The sequence below is a fragment of the Caulobacter vibrioides OR37 genome (assembly GCF_000372645.1).
Lineage (GTDB): Bacteria > Pseudomonadota > Alphaproteobacteria > Caulobacterales > Caulobacteraceae > Caulobacter > Caulobacter vibrioides_E.
Genome location: NZ_APMP01000053.1, coordinates 1 through 4,202 on the forward strand (window position 1 = coordinate 1; position 4,202 = coordinate 4,202).

Here is a 4,202-nt window from a genome sequence, read left to right on the forward strand (position 1 = left end):
CCAAAAGGGGGAGGAGAGACTCCTCCGCCACCCTCTTGGGGGCGGACAGACCTCGCGCAGCGAGGTCAGGTGGGGGGTCGCGCCGACTCACCGCCGCCCCCCGTCGTTACGCTCGCCCTCGACGGGGTACAGCGTCAGGAAGTCCTCGCCGGGCGAGGTCGGGAAGCCCCGGAAGTTCACGCCATTGCCGAACGTCCCGACGCAGGTCGCCCAGCGCTTGTCGCAGGTCGCGCCCGCCGGCGCCGGGATCCCGCACCGGACGTCGCCCAGCCGCGCGTCGCAGAGCCGGGTGAAGGTTCGCCCCGCGATCCGCTCCAGGTCCGCCGCCGGACCGGCCAGCGACGCCTTGAACGCCGCCCCCTCGCGCGACACGGCGGTGATGGTCGCGGTCCACAGCGACACGAACCGGGACGGCGCGCTCCAGTCGACGCGCAGGGCCGTGACGCGGGCGCCGTCGTACAGCCCGGCCGCCAGGTCGGCCTCGGTGATCCCGGCGTCGTCCAGCACGCCCAGGGCCGCGCCCTGCCCGGCCGCGTAACCGGCGGCGGTCTCCGACGCGCCCGGGCTCCAGCCGCCCTCGGCCCGGCAGGCGACGCCGTCGACCACCAGGTCGCGGTCATGGTCGGTGAAGCCCAGCCGCGCGCCGTCCGCGCGGGTCAGGATCCAGGCGTGACACAGCCGGCTCTCGTCCAGGCTCTGCGGAAGGGCGCGCATCAGACCCGCACCTCCACCAGGGCGCAGGCGGTGACGCGGGCGGCGGCGAAGCCCTCCAGCGTCACGTCCAGCCGGTCGAGGTCGAAGCGCACCGGCGTGTCGAACTCGAACCCCGCCGTCACGGCCGCGCCGGCCGCCGGGGCCGAGGCCAGGGTGACGCGGCCGCTGGTCGCATCCGCGGTGAAGGCGCTGGCGGCCAGGGCGACGCCGCCCACCGCCAGCTTGACCGTTCCGGCGACCGGCTTGGCGATGGGACGGACGGTCTCGCCATAGGTCTTGGCCAGCTGGAACGTCTTGCGCGTCCCGTCGCCCGCGCCGAGCCACTGGTCGGTCGCCGCCGGCTGGGCCGAGGGCGCGCACGACTTCCAGTCGGTCGGATCGCGGAAGCGAAAGCCCGCCAGCCGCCCGCCCCGCGCCTCAAAGAAGGCCAGCAGCTCGGCGACCTCGTCCAGCGGGCGCGGCGCGGTGGCGATCAGATAGCGGCGGCGGCCCACCGACCAGGCGCCGGTCCGCCGCTCGAAGCCGGACGCCAGGGTCACGACCTCGGTGCGCCGCTCGACGCCGCCGACGCAGCCGAACGCCAGGCGCGCGGGCAGGCGCGCCTCGTGAAAGAGAGCCATGGGGTTCCTCGGAGTTTTCTGGGAGAGGTCGAGACGCGGCGAAACGCGAAACGGGTTCAACGAACGCCGAAACTTGATCCCGCCGCTCAACGAATCCGGCGCCGAGCCATTAAGTCTGCGTCATGACCCGCTTTTCACTTCGTGGACGGGCCTTCGAGACCTAGATTAGGGCTCGAGATTGGAGACGATAATGGATTGGAAGACCCTGTTCCTGTCGCCGGAAGGCCGCATCGGCCGCCAGGCGTTCTGGATCGGATGGCTCGTCGTCATGGGCGCGAGCACGGTGCTCAATGTGATCCCGGTGGTCGGCCACGTCCTGATGCTGGGCGTGATCTACGCCAGCGTCTGCATCCACACCAAGCGCCTGCACGACATGGGCCAGACCGGCTGGTGGCAGGTGCTGCCGTGGGTGATCGGCCCCAGCCTGGTGCTGGGCGCCGGCGTCTCGGTCGCCGCCCTGCCGGCCATCGCGGCCATCACCACGGGCGAGCCGGTGCTGCCCGCGCTGCAGGCCGTGGCGGGCCTGGTGGTCTCGGTGTTCGTGGCCTTCGGCCTGTGGCTGGCCTTCACCCTGTGGGTCGGCTGCAGCGTCGGCGACGCGCGCGAGAACAAGTACGGCCCCGCGCCCATCCAGCCGGTCTCGGTCTAAAGAAAGCCCCCTTCCCCCTTGATGGGGAAGGGTGGGGGATTTCATAGGCGCCTAGCCCCCAGCGTCACCGCCCGGGCCAGGGCCTGGGCGATCTGGGCGTCCGAGCGGATCAGGCCGGACGCCTCCCCGCCCTGCACATTGACCGTCACCGACACCCCGCCGGCCGCAAGAGGCTCGACGCTGCCCGCGCCGGACGGCCGAAATAGCTCCGGCCCCCGCTCGCCGACCAGATAGGCCCCGCCGGCCAGCACCGGCCCGCCGTCGGCCCGCGCCCCGGCGAAGGCCTTGGACAGGCTCTCGCCGAACCCGCCGCCCTTCAGCGCCGCGCCGGCCGCCCCCAGCACCGCCCGCGCCAGTTCGCCCAGCGACACCTCGCCGTCCGAAGCCGCCCGCGCCAGCGAGCGGACCAGCGACGCGCCGGCCCGGGCGAAGGCCTCGTCGATCGACTTGGCCGCCCGCTCGGCCGGGGCTTTCAAGGCCTCCAGCGCGGCGGCGGCCTCGGCCGCCTGGACCGGCACGGCGGCCAGGCCGTCCTGTTCGAAACTCATGGCTTGGGCTCCTCGTCGGGATAGCGGTCGATCAGGGCGAAAAGGCTGGCGCGCGACAGCGCCGGGGCGGGCGGCGGGGCGGTCAGGGCCCGCCACTCGACCAGGGACAGCCGCCAGAAGACCTCGGGCGACAGGCCCAGCCGGGCGGCCAGCCTCAGGGCCTCGGGCCAGCCGCTCACGCGCAAGCCGCCAGGGCGGCGGCCAGGGCGCTGGCGGCCTCGGGCGCGGTGGCGCGGGCGGCGTGCTCGGGGCTCTCGCCGCCGCCGTCCAGCAGGGCGGCCAGGATCGCGACGAGGTCGCCGGCCGACAGGCTGGCCAGGCGCTCGGGCAGGCTCGACCAGTCGGTCAGGCCCAGCACGGCCTCGATGCGCGCCAGGGCGCCGAGGGTCAGGCACAGCCGCCGCCGGGTCCCGGCCAGCATGACCATGACCTCGCCGCGCGCGGGATTGGGGGTGAGCATGAGAGGGTCTCCTCGCGCGGCGCTACAGCGCCGCGAACGTCACCGCCCCGGCGCTGGCCAGGCTGATCGCGAACGCCGCCTCGCCGTCGTGCTCGCCGGCATATTCCAGGGCCGCGACGATGAACGGCCCCTCCAGCTGTCCGAAGTCGGGGATCACCAGCCGCCAGGCGCGGGCCGACTGGTCGAAGAAGCTCTGGCGCACCTGGGCGTCGGAGGCGGCGTCGCGAAAGACGCCCGAGCCCGACACCGCGACCGAGCGGACGCCCGCCCCGGCCAGCAGCTCGCGCCAGCGTCCGGCGCTGTCGCTGTCGGTGGCGTCGATGGTCTTGGCGTTCAGGCTGATGGTCCGGGCCCGCAGGCCCGCGACGCTGACGAAGGTCGGGGTCGCCGCCCCGTCGCTGATCTTCAGCAGGATGTCCTTGCCGGCTTGGGCGGCCATGTCTGGATCTCCTCGATTTCTCGTTCCCCTCCCCCTTGCGGGGAGGGGGCAGGGGGTGGGGTGGCGCGCGAGGGTCAGGCCGCTTCGGTCACCGCCCGCGCGCGGACGATGCCCAGGGTGGTCTCGCGGTCGGCGCCGGCGAAGACGTCGGCATAGGGCACGCGCAGGTTCACCAGACGCCGCGCGACCAGCGTCGGCCGGGCGTCGTGCAAGGCCGCGCGGACGGCGGCGACCAGGGCCCGCGCCTCCTCCGGACCGCCGAAGCGGCTGGCGCAGGTCAGGGTCAGCAGGTGCTCGACCGCGTCGTTCTCGCCGGCGGACCTGGCTTCCGACCGGGTGACGACGACGCAGGGATAGGTCGGCAGGCGCGGACGCGTGGCGTAGACGCGCTGGCCGGCCACGGCGGTGACGGCGGGCGCGGCCTTCAGCATCACGACGACGGCGTCGATCAGGGCCTTGTCGCTCATAGCCGGGCCTTTCGGTAGGCGGCCAGCCACGGCTCGACCAGGGCCAACGACGGTTCGCCCGCGTCGCGATGCTCGTAGGCGTGGGCGACCAGGATCAGCACCGCCAGGCGCAGGGGCGCGGGACTGGCGGCGCCGAGCGCGACGCCGGCCGCGATCGCGACACGGGCCTCGGCGGCGTCGATCAGCAGGGTCAGGACGGCGTCCTCCGCCGCGTCGGGGACGCGCAGGAACGCCCTGGCGTCGGCCAGGGTCAGGGATTGGGGCATGATGTTCTCGAAGAAAGCCCCTCCCCCGTCGCGGGAGGG

The 4,202-nt window shown here is 74.1% G+C and carries 9 protein-coding genes; 1 reads left to right on the plus strand and 8 read right to left on the minus strand.

Annotation, left to right across the window (positions count from 1 at the left end; translation table 11 throughout):
* Positions 1–87: 87 nt before the first annotated feature.
* Both OR37_RS20320 and OR37_RS20325 read right to left on the minus strand, forming a co-directional pair.
* Entirely contained in the window at positions 88–714 is a 627-nt protein-coding gene (locus tag OR37_RS20320) for a baseplate hub domain-containing protein (protein ID WP_004625049.1), read from the minus strand.
* Positions 714–1,334 (minus strand): DUF2460 domain-containing protein, encoded by a 621-nt coding sequence (locus tag OR37_RS20325; protein WP_004625051.1) that lies wholly within the window; start codon positions 1,332–1,334, stop codon positions 714–716. Before OR37_RS20325 ends, OR37_RS20320 begins: the two co-directional genes overlap by 1 nt.
* Before the next feature lie 190 nt (positions 1,335–1,524).
* On the opposite strand from OR37_RS20325, the gene OR37_RS20330 reads away from it, so the two are divergent.
* Positions 1,525–1,983, plus strand: a complete 459-nt coding sequence (locus OR37_RS20330) for a DUF805 domain-containing protein (RefSeq protein WP_004625052.1) — start codon at positions 1,525–1,527, stop codon at positions 1,981–1,983.
* A gap of 41 nt (positions 1,984–2,024) precedes the next feature.
* Here OR37_RS20330 and OR37_RS20335 read toward each other — a convergent pair whose 3' ends face one another.
* The 6 genes from OR37_RS20335 to OR37_RS21245 all read right to left on the minus strand — a co-directional run bounded on the left by OR37_RS20335 (position 2,025) and on the right by OR37_RS21245 (position 4,163).
* Positions 2,025–2,531 (minus strand): hypothetical protein, encoded by a 507-nt coding sequence (locus OR37_RS20335; RefSeq protein WP_004625054.1) that lies wholly within the window; start codon positions 2,529–2,531, stop codon positions 2,025–2,027.
* Positions 2,528–2,710, minus strand: coding sequence for a phage tail assembly chaperone (locus tag OR37_RS20340; protein WP_004625057.1), 183 nt, complete (start codon positions 2,708–2,710; stop codon positions 2,528–2,530). The genes OR37_RS20335 and OR37_RS20340 overlap by 4 nt, the downstream gene beginning before the upstream one ends.
* Positions 2,707–2,991, minus strand: a complete 285-nt coding sequence (locus OR37_RS20345) for a GTA-gp10 family protein (RefSeq protein WP_004625058.1) — start codon at positions 2,989–2,991, stop codon at positions 2,707–2,709. Before OR37_RS20345 ends, OR37_RS20340 begins: the two co-directional genes overlap by 4 nt.
* 22 nt (positions 2,992–3,013) lie before the next feature.
* Positions 3,014–3,430, minus strand: a complete 417-nt coding sequence (locus OR37_RS20350; RefSeq protein WP_004625061.1) for a phage major tail protein, TP901-1 family — start codon at positions 3,428–3,430, stop codon at positions 3,014–3,016.
* 74 nt (positions 3,431–3,504) lie between these two features.
* Positions 3,505–3,897, minus strand: a complete 393-nt coding sequence (locus OR37_RS21240; protein WP_004625062.1) for a DUF3168 domain-containing protein — start codon at positions 3,895–3,897, stop codon at positions 3,505–3,507.
* Positions 3,894–4,163 carry a head-tail connector protein gene (locus tag OR37_RS21245; protein ID WP_035017811.1) on the minus strand — a complete coding sequence of 90 codons (270 nt, stop codon included), beginning with the start codon at positions 4,161–4,163 and terminating at the stop codon, positions 3,894–3,896. Before OR37_RS21245 ends, OR37_RS21240 begins: the two co-directional genes overlap by 4 nt.
* Positions 4,164–4,202: the final 39 nt, after the last annotated feature.